This window comes from Capnocytophaga sp. CM59, from assembly GCF_000293175.1.
GTDB classification, from domain to species: domain Bacteria; phylum Bacteroidota; class Bacteroidia; order Flavobacteriales; family Flavobacteriaceae; genus Capnocytophaga; species Capnocytophaga granulosa.
In genome coordinates this window covers 20918-43464 of sequence record NZ_ALNN01000003.1, presented here as the reverse complement: position 1 = coordinate 43464, position 22547 = coordinate 20918, and the positions used below count along the sequence as shown (strand labels likewise).

Sequence of the window (22547 nt, the reverse complement as noted above, 5' to 3'; positions counted from 1 at the left end):
TATTAAGCTATGTTATATATCAATTTTTCTAATTCTTTCACTGCTGAATAGTACTGTTCTTTACCTCCAAAGAATTTGGCTATATGGGCAGGAGCTCCCATTTGTCGGAAAGGGTCAAGTTTCAAAACTGTGGTGTTTTCTAATTGAGTGATTCCATCAGTAGCATATTTTTCAAGCAGAGCCTCCAATACTTTTCGGGCTTCAGCACCATACTTGTTAAAAACATCTCGTTTCTTTACATTTTCAGCGCGTTCTCTACGTGTAAGAGGCTTTTTGCCATAAGCTATATGGCAGATAAAATCAAAATCATCTACCTCAGCCATTCCTTGGTCTTCTTTCAAGGCTTGCAAATCAATACCGCTTTCGCGCAGTAAATCAGTTATCTCAGCTTTTTTTTCTGCTTTATTCCAATGCAAGATAAAGTCATCAAGGTTTGTATAATTGTCGTTGATATTCTTCTTAGTATAATCGGTAACACTCTCAGTTCGCAAAAGTTTGCCATTTGTGTCATACACCGATACTACTTTGTTAATCACTGTCACAGAACAACCGTTTTTATCTACGATAGGTTTAGACGATTTATTTGTTCCCTTACATTCGCAAGGATAATGCCCACAAATAGGACACGGACATACACAAGGAAATTGCCCACATACAGGACAGGACTCGACAGGAGGAATCACCGTGTCATCAGGTGGATAATTAGGATCTATCTCTGCTTCTCCGTCCCAATCAGGGTCAGCAAATAGGCGGGTAACATTCCGAAAATCCATTATAGTAAAGTGCGTTTTTCCCTCTTTTTCACGAATACGAGTGCCACGCCCTATAATCTGCTTAAATTCGGTCATAGAGCTGATACGCTGGTCAAGCACTATCAGCTTCACCATTTTACAGTCCACTCCCGTAGATAAAAGCTTACTAGTAGTGGCAATAACAGGATATTTTTCAGCTACGGAAATAAAATAATCTAGCTTCGATTGTCCATAAGGGTCGCTTCCCGTAATACGCACCACATAGTCAGGATTTTTTTGACACATATCCGAATTAGCATTTACAAGGGCTATGCGCATTCTCTCAGCGTGATCTTCATCTGCACAAAAAACGATTGTTTTTCCCATTCGGTCAGTATGCTTGAGGTAATTGGTAATTTGTTCCGCTACTTCCCTAATGCGGTCTTCTATAATAATCTTATAGTCGTAGTCCGAATTGTTATAAATTCGGTCTTCTATTTCATTGCCGTAAACATCTACTTGCCCCACAGTAGGCCGCCACTCATCACCAATGTTAGTAGTAATATTTACAACTCTAAAAGGAGCCAAAAATCCGTCTTCAATACCCTGCTTTAGGCTATAGGTATAAACAGGCTCGCCAAAGTAATTTATACTAGATTGGTATTTAGTTTCTTTAGGAGTAGCAGTCATTCCTAACTGTATCGCGCTGTCGAAATATTCTAAAATTTCACGCCAGTTGCTATCGTCTTTGGCACTTCCTCTGTGGCACTCATCTACAATTACCAAATCAAAAAAATTAGGTCTGAACAGCTCTTTGTATTGCTGTTTTCCTCGTTGTCCTATAAGTTGTTGGTAAAGTGAAAAATAAACCTCATAAGCTGTGATGCCACTGTTTAGATCTTTCTGATAATCAACCTTGTGTATAGTTTTCTGAAGGGGTTTAAAATCCTGCTGAATAGATTGGTCTACTAATACATTGCGGTCTGCTAAATACAATACTTTCTTTACCAATCCTGCTTTCAATAGTCGGTAAACAATTTGGAAAGCCGTATACGTTTTTCCAGTACCAGTAGCCATTACTAATAAAAGTCGTTTTTTGCCTTGAGCGACGGCATTTACCGTATTATTAACCGCATTGCGCTGGTAGTATCGAGGAGGAAAGATGTCATGACCTACACAAAATGGCTGATTGATAACTTTAAGTTCTTTTTCCGAAAATCCTTCTCCATTATGATTTTCACCCATAAAACGTTTATAAAGCTCCTCTTTGGTAGGAAATTCATCCATTGCAAGAGTTCTTTCTTTTCCCGTAAGGAAATCATATTCCTGAAAACCCTGTCCATTAGAACTATAAGCAAAAGGAATATTCATCATCATAGCATATTCTTTTGCTTGTTGCATTCCGTAGCTTATAGAGTGAGTAGCATCTTTAGCTTCTACAATAGCAATAGGGGTCGCCTTATTATAGTAAAGCATATAATCGGCATATTTTGCTTTACTACGAGAGAAAAGATTGCCTCGAAGGTTAATTTTACCATCGGTAAACTTAACCATTTTTTCCATAGAAATATTATCATAACCCCATCCTTTATCCATTATGCTGGGAGTTATGAATTTGAGTTTTATATCTTCCTCTGACATCATAATCTTATAAATTGTTTATTATGCCGCAAATATACAAAAAAATAATTGATTTTTAATCTCAAAATTTTTAAGTTCTAAGCCTCTCCAACTCTTAATTAATCTTTTAAAATCGTTAAACTTTTGTATATCTCCCCCAAACCAATTTCTATATAACAGATTTTTACTACTTTTACGCTCATTTTCTAACTTGCCCAAAAAGTGCATACCCGAACCGAACGATACAACCGTAGGAAGCTCATCTCTTCCTATTTCTCTGTTACACTGAGTATTACACTCGTGCTATTCCTTCTGGGGCTATTGGGGTTTCTGCTGATTAATGCCAAAAACTTCACCGATAGCTACAAGGAAAACCTCATTATGTCCGTTTTCCTCAAGGATACCGCCAAAGAGGCCGATATACAGCAGCTCCAAAAAACACTCTCCCTTGCCGACTATATCAAAAAAGTTCAGTTTATCTCCAAGGAGCAGGCTGCACAGTCCTTCATTGAGGAACTGGGAGAGGACTTTATATCCACCATTGGAGACAATCCCTTGAAAAACTCCTTTGACCTTACCCTCAAGGCCGACTATGTCGCCCCTGAAAAAATGGAGGAAATCAAAGAATCTATACTGCAAAATGCCTCCGTCAAGGAAGTTGTCTATGACCGTGCTTCGGTAGAGAAAGTGCATTCCAACCTCCAGCAAATCTCTATCGTTATCCTCTCTATTTCAGCTATTTTCACTTTCGTGGCCATGCTGCTAATCAACTCGTCCATACGCCTGTCCGTTTACTCTAAGCGATTTATTATCAAGACCATGCAGCTAGTAGGCGCTACCAAAGCCTTTATTCGCAGACCGTTTATCGTCACCAATATAGCCTTAGGTATCCTCAGCGCATTACTGGCCTGTTTAGCACTGAGCCTTTGCTTGTTTTATTTGGATAAGTCTTGGCCTGAATGGGGGCTGCTTAGCAACTCCAGCGCCTTTATATGGGTCTTTGCCGCCCTATTTGCTATTGGAATTTTCATCAGCTGGATCAGCACCTATTTCGCCGCCCAGCGTTTTTTAAACCTCCATACCGACGAACTCTATTATTAGTGACTAATGACTAGTGACTAATGACTAATGACAAGTGACTAATGACTAACCACTAGTGACTAACCACTAACCACTGACAATTAACAATTAATAATTAACAATTAAAAAAGATGGTTTTCAAACGAAAAAACTTCCTCTTGATGCTCCTTGGTTTGGGGCTTATCTCTTTGGGCTTCCTCACCATGAGTGGAGGAGGCAGTGATGACCCTAAGGTCTTCAATCCCGCTATCTTCAACTTCCAGCGTATCAGTCTGGCGCCTGCCTTGGTGCTACTGGGATTCGCTACCGAGGTAGTGGCTATATTGTATAACGACAAACAAAAGGAAAACTAATGGACTTACTACAGGCTATCATCATTGCCATTGTGGAGGGACTTACCGAGTACCTACCTATCTCCTCCACCGCTCACATGATCTTTACCCGCGAACTGATGGGACTCCCCGAAGATGATTTCTTCAAGATCTTCGCCCTCTGCATACAGTTCGGGGCTATTTTGGCTGTGGTAACCCTCTATTGGCGCAAGTTCTTGGACTTCTCTCGCTGGCAGTTCTTTGTAAAACTTGGCTTTGCCGTACTCCCTGCCCTTGTCTTGGGTAAGCTCTTGGACGACTATATTGATTCTGTCATGGGTGCTCCCGTATATATTGCGATCATGCTCATCGTGGGCGGTTTTGTACTACTCTTTATTGACCGTTTTTTCAAGCACCCTGCGATATTTCACGAGAAAGATATCTCTATCAAAAAGGCCGTTATTATAGGCTTTTGGCAATGCTTGGCCATGATGCCTGGCACCAGCCGTTCCGCTGCTTCTATCATTGGAGGTATGCAACAGAAGCTCTCCCGCGAACTCGCTGCCGAGTTCTCTTTCTTCTTGGCAGTACCTACTATGCTCGCCGTAACTGTGTATTCCTTATTTCTAAAGCACTACACAGGAAGTGGTACTGACCTCAAGGGCTATGAACTCTTAGCCAGCAACTCTGACAAACTCTCCATGTTCCTCATCGGTAATCTCGTAGCCTATGTGGTAGCCATCCTCGCTATCAAGGGCTTTGTGGGTCTGATCAAGAAATATGGTTTCTCCCTCTGGGGCTACTATCGTATCATTGTAGGAGGAATCCTCCTATGGTTTTTCCTCAAATAAAGGTAATTAACGAGACCTTTTACTTTTTATCTTCTACCTTTTACTTTGAAAATGACTGATATTCGTGCTTTAAAAAAAGAAGAACTCCAAGATTTTTTCCTCTCCCACGGGGAAAAGGCTTTCCGTGCCAATCAAGTATATGAATGGCTCTGGACAAAGGGTGCCCATTCTTTTGACCAGATGACCAACCTCTCCAAGGAGACCCGCCAGCTACTGGCAGAGCATTTTGTGATCAATCATATCAAGGTAGATACCATGCAGCGTAGCGAGGACGGTACTATCAAGAATGCTGTGCGCCTGCACGATGGGCTTTATGTGGAATCTGTGCTTATACCTACCGATACCCGTATCACCGCCTGTGTATCTAGCCAAGTAGGGTGCAGTCTCAACTGCTCCTTCTGTGCCACCGCCCGCCTCAAGCGTATGCGCAACCTCTCCCCCGATGAGATCTTTGACCAAGTGCTTACCATTGACCAACAGAGCCGACTCTACTATGGTCGTCCCTTGCGCAATATCGTCTTTATGGGTATGGGCGAACCCCTGATGAACTACCCCAATGTGATAAAAGCCATTGAGCGTATCACCTCTGAAAAGGAAGGTCTTGGCTTCTCCCCCAAGCGTATCACTGTATCTACTTCAGGGGTCTCCAAGCTCATCCGCAAAATGGCCGACGATAAGGTCAAGTTCAAGCTTGCCGTATCCCTACACTCCGCCATTGAGGAGACACGCAACAAGATCATGCCTTGGACAGTCAATTTCCCCCTTGCCGAACTACGCCAAGCCTTACAATATTGGTATCAACAGACCAAAAGTCGTATCACCTATGAGTATGTAGTGTGGAAAGGTATCAATGATGCACCCAAGGACGTCGATGCCTTAGTCGCTTTCTGTCGTTTTGCGCCCTGCAAGGTCAATCTCATTGAGTACAACCCCATTGACGATGGCCTCTTTGAGCAAGCCGACGAAAAAGCCCTCCTGCTCTACAAGCGAAAACTAGAAGAAGCAGGTATCACCACCACTATCCGCTACTCCCGCGGTAAGGATATTGATGCCGCCTGCGGACAACTCGCTAACAAACAGTAAAATATACTAACTATCAATTGAGAAACCTCTCTGTGAGGTACTACACAAAGAGGTTTTCAGTACTTATATCAATAGTTGATTTTATCCAAAAGATAAATTTTTACCCATTCAGGAACATTTTCTTGTAGAAAGTAGAGTTTGTTTTCCTTTTTTTCAATTAACAATGAACGGTCATCTTCAGAAGAATTATCAAATATAAAGGCTGTATCTGCTATCACAAAAGCATCATAAAGTAGATTCATAGTTCTGTAGTATCTCTCTATTATCTTTTCTTCTGAAACATTATGCCCGCCTTTGCTAACTCTGAATCCTATGCGTTTTATGTTAATAGTAGGGTCTTGTGTAGTGATAAAGTAGAAATAGGTTTTAAAACCATTATTTTTAGCCTTCTTTAAAAAATCTACTTTAGAAGGGTGAGACATTACTGTTTCAAAAGAAAAAGTACTTTGCTGTTTTAGCAGCATCTCTCTAAAGAAATTAGCCACTGAAGCCGCTATATAGCTATCTATAGTTCCTGTGCAGACCAAAATATTGTCAACAATATGTATTTGTTGTAGCTTATTCTGGTCAATCCTCTTGTTTTCAGCATACTGCAAAAAATCATTCCAGTTATTTTGACTAATTTCAGTAGGCAAATAGTCATCACAATGGATAAACCCCTTAGTTTTTAGTACTAATTCTATAACATCAGCATTTATAAAATACCCCACATTATAGTATTTCTTTACATCCTCTATAAGAGTAGACTTTCCCGATCCGTTAGGACCTGCAAACATGCGAAATCTTTTCATTTTTCATCTATCGTATAAACTCCTTTCTTCACTTTTATAAGATTTCCATATTGGGCTTTTTTACCCAAATAAACAATCGTTCCATCTGGTTTTTCTTCTACAAGCTCTCCTTCTTTTACACTGATATTACTAAGCCCCAAAGCTCTATTTTCACGGCGAGCTCTCTCGGTAGCTTCTATAAAAATTCTGTTTAACTCTTCAGTAGGAATTTCTTCTTCTATATTTTGTAAAATATCCATCATCTAACTATTTAATTTAAGTTTTACAGACTTTGCAAGAGTTTGATTTAATGTAGAAAAAACACAAACACAAAGCCCACTCTTTAATATGTTATGGGACAAAGGTACGAAAAATTTATCAGAACTAAAAAACTTTAATTAGTAATACTCCCTCATTGTCCTTATATCCAAATACCCCGCTCTACCGTTTTTGATGATCTTATAGAACGAATGTGTCTGGGGAGTAATTGTTTCATATACTGCCTTTTTCTGTTGGGGGTAGGTACCTATCTTATGATCTTTGTAAAAGTAGATAAGCCCGTCCTTCTGTTGCTCTATATTATCATAGACAACAGGAAGTAGCTCTTCTCCTAACAGATATACATCAGGATATATACGCAACATGCGCTTATAAAAAGGACTTCCTTCTAACTCTATCTCTGTATAATCGTCTCCATCCAACTTCTCTTGGTAGCTATAGCCAAAAAGCCCATACTTATTGCCTCGTTGTACTCGTATCAGCTCAGGATGGGGATAGATGCTGCGTCTCCCAATTCTCATCATTATAATGAACTATCTTAAAGTCATAGAGATCTTGCTTATAATCAGCCTTTTCATCTTCCTTATAACCAAGCTCCAACTCTAAGAATTTATCTTTCCCTTTTTGCCAATAAAAATAGAGATCTCCCTCAATATTATAGGCAAGTATATCTATATGGCGAAGGGTTGTTTCCGTCTGTGCTTGCCCCCATAAGGCAAACAACAAAGCCACGATAAAGGTCAATTGCTTCAACATAACATTCCTTTTTTCTTCCCCACAAAGATAAGGATAATTTCTCAATAACAACAAAAACGCCCCATGTAGTTATTCACCACAGGGGCGTTTTTATTGCTTGTCGTACTACAATTAGCGAATTTCTACCACTTCTTCAAGCGGAAGTCTCTTTTTAGGGGTCTTACTTGGGTGATTGCCGTCGGCTTCACTGTGGTAGCCTATAGCTACCACGAGCACAGGTCTAAAGCCTTTTACCTGCAACTTTTGATCGTAGTAAGCAGGGTCAAAACCTTCCATAGGAGTCGCATCAATCCCTTCTGCACCACAAGCTGCTAACAGAAAGCCAGTTGCCAGATACACTTGTTTTTGAAACCAAACTTTAGCGCGTTCTTCACCACCTGCTTTTAGACTTTGATAATAATCAACCACAGGTTGTGGCTGATTTGCCTTAAAATAGGTTTCAAAAGCAGCAATATCATCATAGGCAAAAAGTACCACCAAGTGGCTGGCTTCTTTTATCTTCTGTTCATTGAAGAACGAATGGGCTGCCAAGTCGGCTTTGAGAGCCTCATCACCTATGATAACAAATTTCCAAGGCTGACTATTAACTGACGAAGGTGCTAGGCGGAGTATCTCTGCTAATTCCTTGATTTTAGCCTCACTTATCTTCTCATTGCGATACGCTTTGGTAGCATATCTCTTCTGTGCTATTTCTAAAAAACTCATATCAAATAAATCATTAATTATTACTTACTTCAAAGGTTACTTCTATATTCCCACGAGTAGAATTAGAGTATGGGCACACTTGGTCTGCTTTGGTTACAAGCGCCTTGGCTTGTTCTATCGATACATTAGGTATATTTACCTGCAAGGTTACTGCAAAAATAAAACCGCCGTTATCTAACTTTCCTATAGAAACATGAGATGTTACAGAGGTCACCCCTGTAGTTGCTTTCGTTTGCTTGATAACTAAGTTCAGTGCGGTGTCAAAACAAGCCGCATAGCCCGCAGCAAAAATCTGCTCAGGGTTCGTATAATCGTCATTAGCGCCTCCTAAGGCTTTAGGAGAACGTAATTCAAGGCTTAATACGCCATTGTCGGAAGTTACTTTTCTATTAGGGGCACCTGTAGCGGTAGCCACTGCTGTGTATAATGCTGTCATAATACTTCTTTTTAATTTATTTTTACTTTGTTATTTGTTCTTGATTAAGGATTTTATACGTCAGTGTCTTAAGAGTCTCAAATTCTTGGGTGCTTAGTGGGATTGTCTCTTTCAATTGCAAAGGAATCTCTTTTGCTTTTTCTTCTAACTGTTTTCCTTTTTCAGTAAGTGTTATCCACATGACACGTTCGTCCTCCTTACAACGAATACGAGTGAGCAACTCTTTAGTTTCCATTCGTTTGAGTAGTGGTGTAAGAGTGCCACTATCCAGATACAGCCGCTCCCCTATCGCATTTACCATAAGAGTACCTTCTTCCCAGAGAACCAAAAGTACCAAATACTGTGGATAGGTAAGGTCTAAAGGTGTAAGATACTTCGTGTATTGCTGTGTAATCTTACGCGAAGCCGCATATAGCGGAAAACATACCTGAGCACTTAACTGTAAGACTTCTTCTGTCATGACTTCTTGATTTCGGGAGCAAAGATATAACAAATATTTTAAACAATAAAATTTTTTACAAATAAATTTTGCACAATATAATTTTATCATTGATAAAACTTCCCATATGGCACATGTACCATACGGGAAGTTTTATAATTAACAAATGAGCTAATTATTTCCTAAGAAAACGGAAACGTTCTATGATATCCAGAAGCATATCAGCTTCAAAAAACTCATCATTTAGTAAGTCGTCAAATTCTTCATCACTCTCTTCATAAATGTTATTAATATAAGATAGATGTTCCTCTGCCTGAGGAAAATCACCTTTCATTATATAGTATTCAGCAAATATAAGATGTGCTTTGATAAGGCTTATTTGATCATCTCCCCCTGTTTCAAGCACTTTATTCAGGCTTTCTATACTCTTTTCCTCCAATCCTTTAGCCAATTGTAGAACAGCTTTTTTTAAGTATAATTCTGCATTCATTTGTTTGTATTAGTACCATAAAATTCTGTGGCAAATATAAGGATAATTTGTTAATTGATGTAAGTTCGACGTAAGCAAAATTATATTTTTTCTCCTGCTGCACAACTCGCACTACTGGATTTTATAGCTTGTCGTACTACAAGTTAATTTGTTGATTCCTCAATTTTAAGGTAGTCTTTAGCCTTTGTAGGAGATATGATACTACGTCCCAATTGAGCTTCTAACTGCTTGCGCGCTACTTTGGCTACACTCCCCCCTTCTTTAGCTACTTTTTTCTGTTCCTCCATCCCTTGAGGGTCGCGTTGTTTGGAAAGCTCAGTAGTTGAGGCTTCAGCTAATATATTAAAAGCCATTTCCAAGTTAGTCATATTATCACGTAAGTTTTCTTTTTTAAGACCTTTATACTGCTTATATTCTTTAGTGGTAAAACCACTCCACTGCTGGGTAATGATGTCAGTAAGAGTAGCATATTCTACCCCTTCTTTTACTCCTGTACGCTTCCATTCATCAGTAAGTTCTTTCCGTACCTCAATAGATTTGATACGTTGGTTTATCCACGCTTCCGAATAGCCCAAGCGACGATAATCAGCTATGGCTTGTTCTATAGAGAGTTCAGGATCTTGCAATTGATCAATACGAGTACTAGCAACTTCTGCCATCCACTGTTTGAAAGGCTCTGCCTTAGGAGAAGGTATAGACTGTATCAGGCGAAAAAGTTGCTCTGTATCAGCAACATCCGTAAGACGCATTTTACCATCCGCAGCTTTTAACTTCAAAGCGTTACAATTTGTAACGCTTTCATTTCCCTCTTCTTTTAGTCGTTTTTTTAATACACGCCAATAGGTCTGAGGGTTAGGACTATCAGTTAATATAGCCACTACATCTACAATAGAGAAATACCATTTCTCATGGGTGTCGTCCCAAATAGTGCGCACCTTGCGTTCTTCAAATAATTTGATAGCTTCTTTTTTCATTTCAGAGGAATTTTTTATATCCTTTAGAACTACAAAAATACAAAATAATTGAGAATTGAGGCTTATGTATTTATTTCCTATTCCCCAATTGACAATTTTATCAGCTGTTGCATGGCAGCATCTATCCTTTCCGCTGTGCTGAAGTTTTGCTTGATATGGTATTTTTCAGCGATGGCGGCGACTTTCTCGTAACGTATGTTTACCGTTTTCCCCTCCTCGTAGATGAGGATTTTCAAAGGGAGTTCAATGGCCAAGAGGGGATTTTCCTGCATCAGGGCGGTTCCTACTTTGGGATTGCCTACTATAAGCACCGTAGCAGGCGACATACTTTCGCCTACTGCCTCCGCCGCCTTGTGGTGTTCGATAGTTGCAAAAATGGTAATACCTTTGCTGTTCAGTGTTTTTCGAAGTGCCGCGACGGTCTCTTCAAAAGCCAATGGACTTTGGAAGTCTTCATAAGGTTTTATTACCTCCTTACAACTGATCTTCGGTTGTGCTGCCGCTAAGAGCGGGAATAATAAAAAAGTAAAAAGAAGTTTCATATAATGTGCTAATAATTATTGCAAGTATTCTTCAAAAAATTTAAGGGTGAGGCTATTCAGCCTATCATGTGTTTCCTCAATAGGGGTGCTACCACTCAATCCTAATTGCTGAGCAAAAGGAATCCACAAAGGTACATCGGTAAAATCCACATGGAACATATCAGGAAGTTGTACAAATTCACTCTCTACTGTATTCTCAAACAAAGCCCTCATTGTACTGAGATGCTGCTCTATGTCTTTCTCTGTCCATCCTCCCGATTTCTTGCGTTCAGTACGCATAGCTTCTGCTGGGCGGGTAATAACCATGGTCGGAATAGGCAAACCTGTTTGTGCTATCTTCTTAGGAATAGGTGATTCCATAATCAAGCTTGCCTTAATACGTCTATCCTTCCACGAGGCTTCCGATACGATAACGCCCCCGAGAGAAACCCCAAAAGCTCCCAGCCTATCCATATCGAGCTTAGAGGCAAGAAGGTGATGGGAGTCGTCTGTATGGAGTGTGGTGAGGAAATCTATTACGCACGATACATCTTTGGCAAAGTAGGCTATAAGTCCCCCTTCAAAGGTTTTTCCATTATAACTCAAAAGAGGATTTTCTTCCGTTAAGCTCTCATTGAGCATGGGATCAATTACACTTCGTGGTTGGCTTTGGAGTGTGCCGCCATCAGAGAACGTTGCCAAAGCTACCGCCATAGGACAATCAATACCTACCACTATATACCCTTGAGAGACTAACTCTTGTATCTGAAAAGTACTTATACATCGGTGACCGTAAAGTCCTGTAAGATACAAGAGAACAGGATATTGAGATTTTTTCTTATTTACAGGAGCTTTTTCTAAGGCATTTGAACGTTTGAATTGCAACGAATAAAGCAAAGCCTTCGGAATATGCAAAAGTTCTGAAATAGCCTCGCTCACCTTTGTAGCTTCAGGGATATAAGGGGCGTAATCACTCTGAGAGGTTTTTTCAGCGGGGTACCACACTTGTATAGGGATTTGTCTGGCTTGGTGTTTATCTGTGATAAAAATCTCTTCCCTATCGGGGTCAGTTACCCAATAGCTCACCGTACCAATAGCATACTTGCCCATAGGCTTTGCAAAAAGCGTTGGGTGAAATATATAGTAAGCCCCTCTCCCAAGCAAGAACAATACTATGGCTATAAGGGTATAAATCATTTTCTTTTTCATTGACTAATACAGTGAGCAAGTTGTATTTTCAAGCCACAAAGATAGTAATAATTAGCTTATTAAATATTTATATCTTCAGGAGAAGCATAAGAAAAAGGCACCCATTGGTAATCTTTCTCTTTGCCTATATATCCCAAACCAGGGTAAGGTAAATGCCCTGCAAAAATAAGTGTATGCTCTTTGTAGCAGTTTTCCAGTACGCGCAGACGTGTGTGAATTCCTTGCTGATAATCAGTATCCCACAACACACCCCAATCGGGTTTAGCAATAAGCAGAGGCGAGTGAACCGTATCAGCTAAGTGCTTTATCGAACGTCCCTCTGAGATGATAGTTACAAGCGTGTGCCCTGGCGTATGTCCTTCGGCTAACTCGGTTTTTAATATTCCAAAAAGAGTATCACCCGCACTGAAGAAGTGCAGATTATTACCAAGAGTTCTGAGAATATTGCGCGAATAGTTTAAGTATTGTTCTAACTGCTGGGGCGTTCTCTTATATTTAGTTTTAGAAAAATCGGGGTTAGGTGATAGCCAAAAGTCGTATTCCCTTTTATTAATATAACATTGCGCATTAGGGAAAGTAAGTTTGCCATCGGGAGTGGTAAGTCCCCCTATATGATCACCATGAGCGTGAGTGATAAATACATCAGTAATATCAGAAGGAGAAACACCTATCTTTATAAGATTTTCAGGGAGTCTTCCTATAGTAGTTTTTCCAGAATGTTTCCCGTTACCAGCATCAATCAAAATATACTTATTAGCCGATTTTATAAGCAATATATTCACCGACATCTGCATCAGTTCAGGGTTGAGATAGAGCTTTTGCATCTGGTTTACAAAGTCCTTTTTAGGTATTTGAGGGGCAAAGATAGATTGAGGAGGAGTGACGTTCATATATCCATCAGATAGGAGAAAGAGCTCCAAATCTCCCAATGTAATTTTAAGACTACATCCTGTTACTACAACATTGCTGTTAGTAGTTTTTTCAGGTAAAAAACTCATCAGTGAAGGAACTGCTAAAAGTCCCCCACTAAGGGCAGTGGTTTGAAAGAATTTACGTCTATTCATAGTATCAATTAGCTTTACTTTATTTCATTGATGACACAAAGATACAAAATAATTATCAATTATCTAATTGACAAAAACGCCCCCTATTTCACTAATTGTTCTATCTGTTTTTGCAGTGTTGCACGCTCATTAGGCAATTTAGAAAGAGTAATCGCCTTTTGATAATAAGACTAAGCAATTTCTGTAATGGGTAATGATCGTTTCTAAACTCATAATGTTCTTTTTTGTGGCAAAGATAAGGATAATTGATGGATTTTCCCTAACTTTGTACTTTCAAAAACTTTTCTAATATGTCAAAAAGCAAAAAGCTCAATGTACAAGGCGTAGCCATTACCTTTTATGAAAATGGAAAAAATGATTATATATCACTAACAGATATTGCACGATATAAAGAAACTGAACATACCGATACTGTTATACAGAATTGGCTAAGAAACCGAAATACAGTTGAATTACTAGGTTTCTGGGAGATTCTCAATAACCCTAATTTTAACCCCCTCGAATTCGAGGGGTTTAGAAGACAAACAGGACTCAATAGTTTTGTCTTAACCCCCAAACGATGGATTGAAGCTACTAATGCCATAGGTATAGTATCTAAGGCAGGACGTTATGGAGGAACTTTTGCTCATAGGGATATTGCTATGGAATTTGCCTCTTGGATTTCAATAGAATTCAAACTGTATGTCATCAAAGAATTCCAGCGTCTTAAAGAAGAAGAAAATAGTCATTTAAAGCTTGAATGGAACTTGCAGCGCACCCTCGCCAAGGTCAATTATCATATCCATACCGATGCGATCAAAGAAAACCTTATTCCTAAAGAAGTTACCAAAAAGCAAATGCAACTTATCTATGCAGACGAAGCCGATTTACTAAATACTGCCCTATTCGGCATCACTGCCAAAGAATGGCGGGAAGCACACCCTAATAAGGAAGGTAATATCCGTGATGAGGCTACCTTAGAACAGTTGGTAGTATTGAGCAATTTAGAGAGTATCAATGCCCTTCTTATTAGGCAAGGTATCTCACAAGCTGAACGCTTAGTAGAACTTAACAAAACCGCTATCACTCAAATGAAAACACTCATAGCTAACCAAGTAAAACTCATTCGTTAAACACTACCGACCTTCGGCTAAGTAATACACTTACTACCAAAGTAAGCACTTCCGAAAGCACAAGGGTAAGCCAGATACCTCGTTCTCCCAAAAAAGCAGGTAAGATAAGCATCCCAATACCGATAAATACCACTCCTCGCAAAACAGCAATCACAATAGAGCCTAAGGCATTACCTATAGAGGTGAAAAAGCTGGTAACTAAGATATTAAATCCATTTATCAGAAAAGCATATGAGAATATATGTAGTCCTTGATAGGCGATTTCAGCTACATGCGAATGCGAATCTTTTACAAACAAACCAATAATAGGCTTACCAAAGCACTGTAGAATAGCAAATACGATGATACCTATCACAAAATTGGTCTTGGCTATAAAGCGAAAGAAAGCCTTAAGCCTACCGAATTGTTGTACACCAAATAGATAACCCATCACAGGAATCATCCCATCTGAAATTCCCAAAAAGAGCAGTACACCTATGAAGTTGGTGAGGTTCATCACCGTAAATGCCGAGACGCCCTCAGCTCCTATAAGCCGTATAATCACATTGTTGATAATAAGGATACTAAGTGCCGAAGAGAGTTCCGAGGCTCCTTCTGAAGAACCGTTATAGCTGGCACGCCACAGCAAGGAGAACGAGAAACGCCCTTTGAGCAAACTCACTGAGTGTCGCCCTTTAAGTAGTATTGCCCCTGAGATAAGAGCAGCTATGCTGAAGGCTATACCTGTGGCAATACTGGTACCCATGATTCCCCAACCAAATTGCAGTACAAACAGCAAACTCAGTACTATATTGAGCAATACTACCAAGCTCATAATCACAGTAGAGGTGATCGGCCTACCAAGACTCTTGAGCATCATATCAAAGTAGAAACACAGAGATATAGTAGGAATAAACCATACCATACCTTGCAGATAGCTGTAAGCATACGGGAAAAGCGCCTCATCAGCCCCTAAAAGCCTGATAAACCACTTCATTCCTATCAGTAGTACGAGCATCACCAAAAGGCTATTGATGAGCAAGCCCCAAAAGCCTGTGCTCATTGCCGTTTGTGCTTTTTCTGTATCACCAGCTCCTAAGCCTTGGCTTACTAAGGTCTGGCAACCTATACTCACAATCATCGCAACTACCATTACAAAACTGAAAAGTGGCGTGATGATATTCACCCCACCCAAGGCTTTTTCACTTACGTAATTGCCTACCACATAACCATCAACCAAGTTCTGTAAGCCAAAGAAACACATGGTAATGATACTTGGTAGGGCATATTTCAAAAACACTGTAGCAATAGGAGCTTTTTCTAAAAGTTCACGTCTGTTCATCTATTATTATCTTCTTTTCTCATGACAAAGATAAGGATAATTGATGGATTTTCCTTAACTTTGTACCTATGAAGAAAATATACACCATAGGGCACTCCACTCATACCTTGGAGGAATTCATAAAGATGTTGCAATCCTTTGAGATACAGCACTTAGTAGATGTCAGGGGACTACCTGGTTCTAACAAATATCCACAATTCAACAAAGAGAATTTAGAGGTTGCCCTACCTGAAGTTGGCATCGCTTATACCCATCTTCTCTTATTAGGAGGCAGGCGTAAGGTACATAAGGACTCCAAGAATACGCGTTGGCATAATGAATCTTTCCGTGCTTATGCCGATTATATGGAGACTGATGATTTTGAAAAAGGCATAGCCCAGCTCATCGCTATTGCAGAGAAAGAAACCGCCGCTTATATGTGTGCTGAGGCGCTCTGGTGGCGTTGTCATAGATCCATGATCTCGGATTATCTAAAAGCCAAAGGTTGGGAAGTAGAGCATATCATGGCTATAGACAAGGAAGAACCCCACAGCTACACCGCCCCTGCCCGTATTATAGGTGATAAAGTAGTGTATTATGATGAAGGAACACTTTTAGATCTCTAATAATTGATTTACCCCCAACCAATCATCCTCTTCATAGTCATGTAGTATCTCGCACCATGAGGGTCTGTCTTTAGGTGATGATAGTCTGTAAGTTCATAAGTAATTGTTCTTTTTTGTGGCAAAGATAAGGATATTTGATGGATTTTCCTTATCTTTGTTCTCTTAAAACTTCCTCTCTTATGACAAAGAACAAGAAGATAAATGTATGCATTTTTATTCTCGTTGCCCTCAGTTGTGGCTGGGTAGGCGTATGGGTAGATTCCCTTACGGGAGAAACAGCAGGCGATTTTAGCAATACCAGCAATGGCACTAAAGGAATGGGTATTTTTATAGCTGCTCCAGTATTGACTTGGCTCGTGTTGCGCACCTTTATGGGTGATGGTTGGCGCGACGCAGGACTGCGCCCATTTATCAATAGAAACCTGCGGTGGTACGGGGTGGCTACGCTTATTTATCCTATAGTGATTGTCCTTACCCTGCTTATTGGAGAACTTTTGGGGTGGCTGAAAGTGCAAATCCATTGGACAAACTACTTTGCGGGTTTTGGTATTTTTGTATTAGCGGAATTTGTAAAAAATTTCTTTGAAGAATCGTCATGGCGTGGGTATCTCACAGCTCGTTTGCTCAGTTTGAAACTGAAAGATATATGGCTCTACCTCATTGTGGGGGTAGTGTGGTGTTCATGGCATTGGCCTTACTTTTTTTACTTCATAAAACCCGAACGCCTATTTGCTTTATTTCCTTATGACAAAGTAACTTTTTGCGTGTTGGCATTAATGAGCTGCACCTTATTGACAGTAATATATACCGAGATTTTCCGCCTTACGGGCTCTATCTGGCCTGGGGTGTGGATGCACGCTATTGAGGATACTACCACCTACAGCTTGATGTACAACAAGCATATTTTTATTGAAACGGGTAAAGATATACTCATTTCTCCCGTTTCAGGAATTATTCCTTGTTTATTGTATCTTGGTGTTGGTTTATCGTTACGCAAAATCAGGATTGCCAAAGAGAAACAGCAGAAATAAAACTCTCTATTGGGTACTTATATACTATGCAGGGATTATTATTGCCTATCGTGCTACAACTGCCTGTGTGGCTCGCAATTTGCTAATTTAACGTCAACTCGATGTATGCAACAACATTCATTGTGTGCAATTATCTTTCTGTTACTATTCCGTGAAAATCCCTCAGCTTTAGCTGAGCAATTCGTGTAATCTGTGTGTAGTCTGCGAGCTAGCATAGCAAAGTATGTGTCTAAAGATAGCTTGCCCTCTAATAGAAAGCTCCTAAGAAGAAACTAATATTACCCGTAGCCAAGCCAAATCCAGCTGTACAAAGCGGTAGCAATTGCCCCCTGGGATAGGGTTCCCTCAAATGGTAAAGGATCTCCTACCAGCCCACCCACAAAGGCAATAAGCACATCGAAATGACATGCAAAGTGCGCGCCAAAGGCTCTGATTGTACATCTTTAAACGGACGACATAAAAGTAGATAAACGATACTATCAGATGCACTACTGTAGCGATGAGCAAACTCTTACCTGTTTTCTTCAACAAGTCGAAATCATAAGTAGCCAATGCAAATCCTGCCCCTACGATAGATCCCATCAAGGGTGAAATAAGCATCGCCCCAATGATAACAGCAGTAGAATTGATATTCAGCCCAAAGGACTCCAAGAATACGCGTTGGCATAATGAATCTTTCCGTGCTTATGCCGATTATATGGAGACTGATGATTTTGAAAAAGGCATAGCCCAACTCATCGCTATTGCAGAGAAAGAAAACACTGCTTATATGTGTGCCGAAGCACTCTGGTTTCGTTGTCATAGATCCATGATCTCGGATTATCTAAAAGCCAAAGGTTGGGAAGTAGAGCATATCATGGCAATAGACAAGGAAGAACCCCACAGCTACACCGCCCCTGCTCGTATTATAGGTGATAAAGTAGTGTATTATGATGAAGAAGTCATCTGATTAACAGTCAGAGGTTCAAAAGTAGGCAATAGGGGACTTTCATGAAATTTCAAGATAGATTTGTAAGTCTCTTTGCAAGTAAGGCGAGTGATAAACTCCCGAAAATGATAACCAACAAAATATATCCCCACAGGAAAATGTACAAGATAGATCGGATATTCCCCCGCTTTAGGGTATCTAACATCCCAAAAGACAACTTCCCCATTTTCGCTAAACATAAAAGGCTCCGCATTCATAAGTAACTCTAAGTTCTCTTTCTTTTTAAGCATGGACAACGGCACATGTATATATTGCTGGAAAACTTCCTTCCAATAGATATTTCGCCTTTCCAAGCTATCGCAATAATTATTGTCCTTGCCCATCGGAATATAAGTCAAGAAAAGCCCTAAAAGACGACCAAAACCCAATTCTTGAACAAATTCAAGATAGGAGGTCGGCAATGCCCAGTTGTGACTGATACAAGTAATATCTTCTTCAGCAAGACAGTAAGAATCTCCTTTTATGGTTAAAAGTTCTTGATACATATATTTCTAGATTTTCTTCAACTCGCCATTAACAACTAATTGGCAAACCTCCCCGTCAAACACCGCATAACTATAGTAGTGTATCCAGTCGCCTGTATTGATATAAGTAGCTCCTCCACCGAGGTCTATGGTCATAGGCAGGTGACGATGACCAAAAAGAAAGTAGTCATAATGTTGCCCCTCCAATTTGCGTCGGCAGTACTGCACCAACCATTCCTTGTCTTCCCCCAAGAAATGTACATCTTCCGCCCCAGAAATGAGCTTGTTCTTCACCGAAAGGTATTGCGCCAAGCGTACCCCAATATCAGGGTGTAGCCAACGGAAAAGCCACTTACAGAAAGGGTTGGTAAAGACCTTCTTCATACGCTTATATCCCTTATCCCCTGGCCCTAAACCATCTCCGTGACCTATAAAAAAGCGTTTGCCCTTGCAAAGAAACACTTGTGGACGATGATAGACGGGAATATCCAATTCCTGCTCGAAGTAATCCCCCATCCACAAGTCATGGTTGCCCACAAAAAAGAAGATAGGCAGGCCACTGTCACGCAGCTCGGCCAACTTGCCCAATACACGTACAAAACCACGAGGTACGACCGTTTTGTACTCAAACCAGAAGTCAAAAAGATCACCCAAGAGAAAGAGCGCTCCCGCATCGGCCTTGATCGTATCCAGCCAATGCACAAAGCGCGCCTCACGCTCCCGACTTTCCTTATAAGTCGGTGCCCCTAAGTGATTATCTGAAGCAAAATATAGCTTCTTTCCTTTCTCTAATATTATTTCTTTCATCTTTCACTTTTCACTCTTCACTTTTCACTCCTTTGGAGCTGACCGAGAGCACAATCCCCAGCGCTATACAAGTCATCCAGATAGAGGTACCCCCTGTGGTGAAGAACGGCAGGTTCTGTCCTGTTACAGGCAGTAGCCCCACAGAAACCCCCATATTGATAAATCCTTGAAAGACAATCGGTATACCTACACCCAGCACTAAGAGCTTCCCAAAAATAGAGGTTGCCTTCAGCGAGATGACCACAAAGCGTACCAGCATGATGATAAAGAGCAGAATCAGACTGACCCCACCCCATAGGCCATATTCCTCCACTACTATGGCAAAAATAAAGTCCGACGAACCCTGTGGAAGTAGGTTCTTCATCACACTCTTACCTGCTCCTTTGCCCCAAAAACCTCCCGAAACTATGGCCATTTTCGCCCGCTCCGATTGGTAGTTCTCTTCCTTATCTTTGCTAAAGAAGGTCTCTATACGGCTTTTCCATGTATCGGCACGGTGCGGAAAGGCATCGGGGAAAGCTTTGATAAAAAGAAAGAAAAGACCTACTAACAGAATGGTGAAGAAAAAGCTCAATAGGATATGCCTGATAGGGTAACGCCCTATGAATAGCAGCATAAGCACCATAGTGTACATAATAGCCCCTGTGGAGAAGTTCGGCAGCGTTACCAGTCCCACCGTAATCCCTACAGGAATCCATAAAGGGAGTATGCTATCAACAAAACTCACCTTCTGACCATATATTTCGGCCAAGTAGGAGGCTACATACATCAGCAAGATAATCATGGCAAAAGCCGATGGCTGGAAAGAAATCACCCCAAAAAGGTATATCCAGCGGCTCGCATTGGCTCCTTCTATGGTACTTCCTTTGAGCAAGGCAAAAAATAGCAGTACCCATGCTACCAAAAGCCCTAACCGCGCCAAAGGTCTGAAATAACGATACGGGAAAATATGTATCAGGTAGATAATCAGCACCCCTACCGACATCAGTACCAAATGACGTAGCAAGTAACCCCATGTGCTTATCCCTGTTCGCTCTAAATACACTAAGTTACTACTTGAACTATATACAGGCAAAAAGGAGAGCAAGGCAAAGAATAGTATCACACCCCAAAGGGAAATGTCCCCCTTGAGATACTGCCTAAATCGTTCCATAACTACCTCGTTTAGAGCATATTTACATAATGCTTGAACTGATTACCTCTGTCTTCATAGCTCTGGAAAAGGTCAAAGCTCGCACAGGCAGGTGAGAGCAATACGGTGTCTCCCTCTTGTGCCAAACCGCGCCCTACTTGTACGGCGTCTTCCATGGAGTGGGTCTCTATGATAGTAGGTATGATGCTTTGGAATGTTTGTATAATTTTTTGATTGTCAAGCCCTAAGCATACTATAGCCTTTACTTTCTTACTTACATAAGGAATCAGTGGGTTGTAGTCATTCCCCTTGTCCTGTCCCCCTACAATCCACACGAGGTTATCCTCCATGGAGTCCAAAGCGTAATATACAGAGTTCACATTGGTCGCCTTAGAGTCATTGATATACTTCACGCCTTCTACCTCGCGAACAAACTCCAAACGATGGGGTACTCCTTGGAAAGTCATCAAGCTGTTGCGGATACTCTCGTTGCGAATATTAAGCATTTTGGCAACCATAGTGGCGCCCATAGCGTTCTTTAGGTTATGCTTACCTTTGATTGTCAAATCTTTTGTGGACATTTCTAATAGGTTTTGGTTAAAGTTTATATGTATATTTTTTTCATCAAGGCAATAAGCCCCTTGTGTATTTGCTTTTTCTAAAGAGAAAGGCAACAATTGTGCTTTTATATCCCTTCTCTTGGCTAACTCTTCCTGCAACACTGGATCATCTGCATCATAGATAAGATAGTCATTGGCTTCTTGGTAGGCTGTGATACGAAATTTCGCATCTATATAGTTCTGAAATTCATAGTTATACCTATCCAAGTGGTCAGGAGTGATGTTCAGCAACAAGGCTATGTGTGGGCGGAAAGAGGTGATGTCGTCTAACTGAAAGCTACTGATTTCCAGCACATAATATTCCTTTGGCTCCTTGGCAACCATATAAGCAAAACTGTTGCCTATATTTCCCCCTACTCCTACCGAAAGGCCTGCCTGCTCCAGAAGGTGATAAATCAAGCTCGTGGTAGTGGTCTTGCCATTGCTGCCCGTAATAGCGATAATTTTTGCATTGGTATAGCGTGAGGCAAACTCTATCTCTGAGATAATCTCTATCCCCTTTGCCTTCGCCTGCTGGATAATGGGTACCTTGTGGGGTATACCAGGGCTTTTGATAATACAGTCGGCCGAGAGAATCTCGCTTTCTGTATGTTGGCCTTCTTCCCAGCGTATTCCCGCTGCGGTAAGTTCTTTTTTGTAACTGTCTTTCAGAGGCGCCTTATCGGAGAGAAATACCTCCCAGCCTTTTTGTTGTCCGAGAATCGCGGCACCTGTACCGCTCTCCCCTCCTCCTAATATGACTAATTTCATCTCTTATTAGTTTTGAGTTTTTAATTTTGAGTTCTAAGGGTTATAGATTTATAGAAGTCCTGCCTAACAACTAACCACTAATCATCATTATAATGCCATAAGCAGATAACAATTCTACACGCTTCTCCTCCAAAACATATAGTTCTTTTCCCATGAAGAATTACAAATATTTTGCTTCAAATTCCTTCGCTGTTATTGGCTTCCCTTTCTGCTTACTGGCTTTATCTATCTTATCAAAAAAAGCCTCTTGTGTCATCTCTGTATCATCTTTTTTTGATTTTATAATAATTTTCTTTGCTTTCATTCTTTTGAATAAAGCTTCAAAAATTGGAATATCTGACACCTGTATTTCCGCACTAATAACTGCTGTTGCATTCATCTCTATAAGTTTTGAGTTT

26 protein-coding genes and 2 pseudogenes are annotated in these 22547 nt (G+C 40.5%); 8 read left to right on the top strand and 20 right to left on the bottom strand.

Translation table 11 applies throughout. The features are described 5' to 3' along the window. Positions 1-2: 2 nt before the first annotated feature. The gene (gene hsdR / locus HMPREF1154_RS00450) at positions 3-2375 is read right to left on the bottom strand and encodes an EcoAI/FtnUII family type I restriction enzme subunit R (RefSeq protein WP_034566553.1); all 2373 of its coding nucleotides are present in this window, start codon (positions 2373-2375) and stop codon (positions 3-5) included. 198 nt (positions 2376-2573) lie between these two features. Here hsdR and HMPREF1154_RS00440 point away from each other — a divergent pair, with 198 nt between their 5' ends. The 4 genes from HMPREF1154_RS00440 to rlmN all read left to right on the top strand — a co-directional run bounded on the left by HMPREF1154_RS00440 (position 2574) and on the right by rlmN (position 5676). Next, entirely contained in the window at positions 2574-3452 is an 879-nt protein-coding gene (locus HMPREF1154_RS00440) for a cell division protein FtsX (protein WP_009640622.1), read from the top strand. A gap of 110 nt (positions 3453-3562) precedes the next feature. Next, positions 3563-3784: a DUF3098 domain-containing protein gene (locus tag HMPREF1154_RS00435; protein ID WP_016420088.1), complete on the top strand. Its 222-nt coding sequence runs from the start codon at positions 3563-3565 to the stop codon at positions 3782-3784. Next, positions 3784-4593 carry an undecaprenyl-diphosphate phosphatase gene (locus tag HMPREF1154_RS00430; protein ID WP_009640639.1) on the top strand — a complete coding sequence of 270 codons (810 nt, stop codon included), beginning with the start codon at positions 3784-3786 and terminating at the stop codon, positions 4591-4593. The genes HMPREF1154_RS00435 and HMPREF1154_RS00430 overlap by 1 nt, the downstream gene beginning before the upstream one ends. 51 nt (positions 4594-4644) lie before the next feature. Continuing rightward, entirely contained in the window at positions 4645-5676 is a 1032-nt protein-coding gene (gene rlmN, locus HMPREF1154_RS00425; protein WP_009640642.1) for a 23S rRNA (adenine(2503)-C(2))-methyltransferase RlmN, read from the top strand. Between the two features lie 68 nt (positions 5677-5744). On the opposite strand, the gene HMPREF1154_RS00420 is transcribed toward rlmN, so the two are convergent. The 12 genes from HMPREF1154_RS00420 to HMPREF1154_RS00365 all read right to left on the bottom strand — a co-directional run bounded on the left by HMPREF1154_RS00420 (position 5745) and on the right by HMPREF1154_RS00365 (position 13319). Then, positions 5745-6467: a hypothetical protein gene (locus tag HMPREF1154_RS00420; protein WP_232211943.1), complete on the bottom strand. Its 723-nt coding sequence runs from the start codon at positions 6465-6467 to the stop codon at positions 5745-5747. Further along, positions 6464-6709 carry a hypothetical protein gene (locus tag HMPREF1154_RS00415; RefSeq protein WP_034566550.1) on the bottom strand — a complete coding sequence of 82 codons (246 nt, stop codon included), beginning with the start codon at positions 6707-6709 and terminating at the stop codon, positions 6464-6466. Before HMPREF1154_RS00415 ends, HMPREF1154_RS00420 begins: the two co-directional genes overlap by 4 nt. 135 nt (positions 6710-6844) lie before the next feature. Continuing rightward, entirely contained in the window at positions 6845-7246 is a 402-nt protein-coding gene (locus tag HMPREF1154_RS13640) for a hypothetical protein (protein ID WP_034566548.1), read from the bottom strand. Next, positions 7209-7481 (bottom strand): hypothetical protein, encoded by a 273-nt coding sequence (locus HMPREF1154_RS13635; RefSeq protein ID WP_009640637.1) that lies wholly within the window; start codon positions 7479-7481, stop codon positions 7209-7211. The genes HMPREF1154_RS13640 and HMPREF1154_RS13635 overlap by 38 nt, the downstream gene beginning before the upstream one ends. A gap of 111 nt (positions 7482-7592) precedes the next feature. Then, complete coding sequence (locus HMPREF1154_RS00400; RefSeq protein ID WP_009640584.1) at positions 7593-8186, bottom strand: nitroreductase family protein; 594 nt, start codon at positions 8184-8186, stop codon at positions 7593-7595. 13 nt (positions 8187-8199) lie between these two features. After that, positions 8200-8622 carry an organic hydroperoxide resistance protein gene (locus tag HMPREF1154_RS00395; protein ID WP_009640519.1) on the bottom strand — a complete coding sequence of 141 codons (423 nt, stop codon included), beginning with the start codon at positions 8620-8622 and terminating at the stop codon, positions 8200-8202. A gap of 22 nt (positions 8623-8644) precedes the next feature. Then, the gene (locus tag HMPREF1154_RS00390; RefSeq protein ID WP_009640604.1) at positions 8645-9082 is read right to left on the bottom strand and encodes a MarR family winged helix-turn-helix transcriptional regulator; all 438 of its coding nucleotides are present in this window, start codon (positions 9080-9082) and stop codon (positions 8645-8647) included. Positions 9083-9236: 154 nt separating this feature from the next. Further along, entirely contained in the window at positions 9237-9551 is a 315-nt protein-coding gene (locus tag HMPREF1154_RS00385; RefSeq protein WP_009640616.1) for a hypothetical protein, read from the bottom strand. Positions 9552-9694: 143 nt separating this feature from the next. Next, entirely contained in the window at positions 9695-10525 is an 831-nt protein-coding gene (locus tag HMPREF1154_RS00380; RefSeq protein WP_009640596.1) for a BRO-N domain-containing protein, read from the bottom strand. 77 nt (positions 10526-10602) lie between these two features. Beyond that, the gene (locus HMPREF1154_RS00375; RefSeq protein WP_009640515.1) at positions 10603-11067 is read right to left on the bottom strand and encodes a DUF302 domain-containing protein; all 465 of its coding nucleotides are present in this window, start codon (positions 11065-11067) and stop codon (positions 10603-10605) included. A gap of 15 nt (positions 11068-11082) precedes the next feature. After that, the gene (locus HMPREF1154_RS00370; protein WP_009640575.1) at positions 11083-12255 is read right to left on the bottom strand and encodes an alpha/beta hydrolase; all 1173 of its coding nucleotides are present in this window, start codon (positions 12253-12255) and stop codon (positions 11083-11085) included. A 59-nt stretch (positions 12256-12314) separates the two neighbouring features. Beyond that, positions 12315-13319, bottom strand: a complete 1005-nt coding sequence (locus HMPREF1154_RS00365) for an MBL fold metallo-hydrolase (protein ID WP_009640597.1) — start codon at positions 13317-13319, stop codon at positions 12315-12317. A 290-nt stretch (positions 13320-13609) separates the two neighbouring features. Between HMPREF1154_RS00365 and HMPREF1154_RS00360 the strand changes: the two genes are divergently transcribed. Next, a complete protein-coding gene (locus HMPREF1154_RS00360) occupies positions 13610-14431 on the top strand; it encodes a KilA-N domain-containing protein (RefSeq protein ID WP_009640607.1) in 822 nt (273 codons plus the stop codon). On the opposite strand, the gene HMPREF1154_RS00355 is transcribed toward HMPREF1154_RS00360, so the two are convergent. Then, the gene (locus tag HMPREF1154_RS00355; protein WP_009640535.1) at positions 14421-15752 is read right to left on the bottom strand and encodes an MATE family efflux transporter; all 1332 of its coding nucleotides are present in this window, start codon (positions 15750-15752) and stop codon (positions 14421-14423) included. The genes HMPREF1154_RS00360 and HMPREF1154_RS00355 overlap by 11 nt on opposite strands. Positions 15753-15820: 68 nt before the next feature. Between HMPREF1154_RS00355 and HMPREF1154_RS00350 the strand changes: the two genes are divergently transcribed. Then, complete coding sequence (locus tag HMPREF1154_RS00350; protein WP_009640648.1) at positions 15821-16357, top strand: DUF488 domain-containing protein; 537 nt, start codon at positions 15821-15823, stop codon at positions 16355-16357. A 179-nt stretch (positions 16358-16536) separates the two neighbouring features. After that, positions 16537-17388 (top strand): CPBP family intramembrane glutamic endopeptidase, encoded by an 852-nt coding sequence (locus HMPREF1154_RS00345; protein ID WP_034566593.1) that lies wholly within the window; start codon positions 16537-16539, stop codon positions 17386-17388. Between the two features lie 250 nt (positions 17389-17638). On the opposite strand, the pseudogene HMPREF1154_RS13630 reads toward HMPREF1154_RS00345, so the two are convergent. Next, positions 17639-18039: pseudogene (locus tag HMPREF1154_RS13630) on the bottom strand (DUF389 domain-containing protein); the annotation flags it as partial. On the opposite strand from HMPREF1154_RS13630, the pseudogene HMPREF1154_RS00340 reads away from it, so the two are divergent. After that, positions 18029-18337 (top strand): annotated as a pseudogene (locus HMPREF1154_RS00340) (DUF488 family protein); the annotation flags it as partial. The pseudogenes HMPREF1154_RS13630 and HMPREF1154_RS00340 overlap by 11 nt on opposite strands. On the opposite strand, the gene HMPREF1154_RS00335 reads toward HMPREF1154_RS00340, so the two are convergent. The 5 genes from HMPREF1154_RS00335 to HMPREF1154_RS00315 form a co-directional block, all read right to left on the bottom strand. Further along, complete coding sequence (locus HMPREF1154_RS00335; protein ID WP_009640565.1) at positions 18316-18861, bottom strand: hypothetical protein; 546 nt, start codon at positions 18859-18861, stop codon at positions 18316-18318. The pseudogene HMPREF1154_RS00340 and the gene HMPREF1154_RS00335 sit on opposite strands and share 22 nt — an antisense overlap. A 6-nt stretch (positions 18862-18867) precedes the next feature. Further along, positions 18868-19647, bottom strand: coding sequence for a UDP-2,3-diacylglucosamine diphosphatase (locus tag HMPREF1154_RS00330; protein WP_009640531.1), 780 nt, complete (start codon positions 19645-19647; stop codon positions 18868-18870). A 10-nt stretch (positions 19648-19657) separates the two neighbouring features. Beyond that, positions 19658-20800, bottom strand: coding sequence for an FtsW/RodA/SpoVE family cell cycle protein (locus HMPREF1154_RS00325; protein WP_009640539.1), 1143 nt, complete (start codon positions 20798-20800; stop codon positions 19658-19660). 11 nt (positions 20801-20811) lie between these two features. Next, on the bottom strand, positions 20812-22149 hold the full coding sequence (murD, locus tag HMPREF1154_RS00320) for a UDP-N-acetylmuramoyl-L-alanine--D-glutamate ligase (RefSeq protein ID WP_009640550.1): 1338 nt from the start codon (positions 22147-22149) through the stop codon (positions 20812-20814). A gap of 160 nt (positions 22150-22309) precedes the next feature. After that, positions 22310-22528 carry a hypothetical protein gene (locus HMPREF1154_RS00315; protein ID WP_009640608.1) on the bottom strand — a complete coding sequence of 73 codons (219 nt, stop codon included), beginning with the start codon at positions 22526-22528 and terminating at the stop codon, positions 22310-22312. Positions 22529-22547 lie beyond the last annotated feature (19 nt).

Excerpts from the sequence above, each read along its gene's own strand:
- HMPREF1154_RS00435 (WP_016420088.1), top strand. The coding sequence starts at position 3,563 with ATGGTTTTCAAACGAAAAAACTTCCTCTTGATGCTCCTTGGTTTGGGG.
- HMPREF1154_RS00375 (WP_009640515.1), bottom strand. The coding sequence starts at position 11,067 with ATGAAACTTCTTTTTACTTTTTTATTATTCCCGCTCTTAGCGGCAGCA.
- HMPREF1154_RS13635 (WP_009640637.1), bottom strand. The coding sequence starts at position 7,481 with ATGTTGAAGCAATTGACCTTTATCGTGGCTTTGTTGTTTGCCTTATGG.
- hsdR (WP_034566553.1), bottom strand. The coding sequence starts at position 2,375 with ATGATGTCAGAGGAAGATATAAAACTCAAATTCATAACTCCCAGCATA.
- HMPREF1154_RS00380 (WP_009640596.1), bottom strand. The coding sequence starts at position 10,525 with ATGAAAAAAGAAGCTATCAAATTATTTGAAGAACGCAAGGTGCGCACT.
- HMPREF1154_RS13640 (WP_034566548.1), bottom strand. The coding sequence starts at position 7,246 with ATGAGAATTGGGAGACGCAGCATCTATCCCCATCCTGAGCTGATACGA.
- HMPREF1154_RS00345 (WP_034566593.1), top strand. The coding sequence starts at position 16,537 with ATGACAAAGAACAAGAAGATAAATGTATGCATTTTTATTCTCGTTGCC.
- HMPREF1154_RS00415 (WP_034566550.1), bottom strand. The coding sequence starts at position 6,709 with ATGATGGATATTTTACAAAATATAGAAGAAGAAATTCCTACTGAAGAG.
- murD (WP_009640550.1), bottom strand. The coding sequence starts at position 22,149 with ATGAAATTAGTCATATTAGGAGGAGGGGAGAGCGGTACAGGTGCCGCG.
- HMPREF1154_RS00335 (WP_009640565.1), bottom strand. The coding sequence starts at position 18,861 with ATGTATCAAGAACTTTTAACCATAAAAGGAGATTCTTACTGTCTTGCT.
- HMPREF1154_RS00390 (WP_009640604.1), bottom strand. The coding sequence starts at position 9,082 with ATGACAGAAGAAGTCTTACAGTTAAGTGCTCAGGTATGTTTTCCGCTA.
- HMPREF1154_RS00420 (WP_232211943.1), bottom strand. The coding sequence starts at position 6,467 with ATGAAAAGATTTCGCATGTTTGCAGGTCCTAACGGATCGGGAAAGTCT.
- HMPREF1154_RS00430 (WP_009640639.1), top strand. The coding sequence starts at position 3,784 with ATGGACTTACTACAGGCTATCATCATTGCCATTGTGGAGGGACTTACC.
- HMPREF1154_RS00365 (WP_009640597.1), bottom strand. The coding sequence starts at position 13,319 with ATGAATAGACGTAAATTCTTTCAAACCACTGCCCTTAGTGGGGGACTT.
- HMPREF1154_RS00360 (WP_009640607.1), top strand. The coding sequence starts at position 13,610 with ATGTCAAAAAGCAAAAAGCTCAATGTACAAGGCGTAGCCATTACCTTT.
- rlmN (WP_009640642.1), top strand. The coding sequence starts at position 4,645 with ATGACTGATATTCGTGCTTTAAAAAAAGAAGAACTCCAAGATTTTTTC.
- HMPREF1154_RS00350 (WP_009640648.1), top strand. The coding sequence starts at position 15,821 with ATGAAGAAAATATACACCATAGGGCACTCCACTCATACCTTGGAGGAA.
- HMPREF1154_RS00315 (WP_009640608.1), bottom strand. The coding sequence starts at position 22,528 with ATGAATGCAACAGCAGTTATTAGTGCGGAAATACAGGTGTCAGATATT.
- HMPREF1154_RS00395 (WP_009640519.1), bottom strand. The coding sequence starts at position 8,622 with ATGACAGCATTATACACAGCAGTGGCTACCGCTACAGGTGCCCCTAAT.
- HMPREF1154_RS00330 (WP_009640531.1), bottom strand. The coding sequence starts at position 19,647 with ATGAAAGAAATAATATTAGAGAAAGGAAAGAAGCTATATTTTGCTTCA.
- HMPREF1154_RS00400 (WP_009640584.1), bottom strand. The coding sequence starts at position 8,186 with ATGAGTTTTTTAGAAATAGCACAGAAGAGATATGCTACCAAAGCGTAT.
- HMPREF1154_RS00385 (WP_009640616.1), bottom strand. The coding sequence starts at position 9,551 with ATGAATGCAGAATTATACTTAAAAAAAGCTGTTCTACAATTGGCTAAA.
- HMPREF1154_RS00370 (WP_009640575.1), bottom strand. The coding sequence starts at position 12,255 with ATGAAAAAGAAAATGATTTATACCCTTATAGCCATAGTATTGTTCTTG.
- HMPREF1154_RS00355 (WP_009640535.1), bottom strand. The coding sequence starts at position 15,752 with ATGAACAGACGTGAACTTTTAGAAAAAGCTCCTATTGCTACAGTGTTT.
- HMPREF1154_RS00325 (WP_009640539.1), bottom strand. The coding sequence starts at position 20,800 with ATGGAACGATTTAGGCAGTATCTCAAGGGGGACATTTCCCTTTGGGGT.